Annotated in this window: 1 protein-coding gene; it reads left to right on the forward strand. The window is 41.9% G+C overall.

Going from position 1 to position 246, the window contains the following annotated elements; genetic code table 11:
- On the forward strand, positions 1-212 hold a 212-nt coding region (locus tag AOA60_RS09735; RefSeq protein WP_218240613.1), incomplete at its 5' end, for a thiamine phosphate synthase.
- Positions 213-246: the final 34 nt, after the last annotated feature.

Here is a 246-nt window from a genome sequence, read left to right on the forward strand (position 1 = left end):
TTATGGGGACTGTTGGTGTCCAATTAGGTTACAATAGTCATAGTGTTTCTGAAGTAAAAGCCAATTTTTCACACCTGAAAATTGGAAAGTCCATTCATTCTCCAGAAGAAGCAATGCAAGCTGAGAAGGAGGGGGCTGACTTTGTACTTTACGGCCATGTTTTTCACACAAATTCCAAGCCTGGGCTTCACCTAGGGGGCTCGAAGCATTAAAGGAAGTAGTTAACATAGTTACTACCCCTGTTAT

The sequence above is a fragment of the Pseudomonas sp. 2822-17 genome (assembly GCF_002742485.1).
Lineage (GTDB): Bacteria > Pseudomonadota > Gammaproteobacteria > Pseudomonadales > Pseudomonadaceae > Aquipseudomonas > Aquipseudomonas cyclaminis.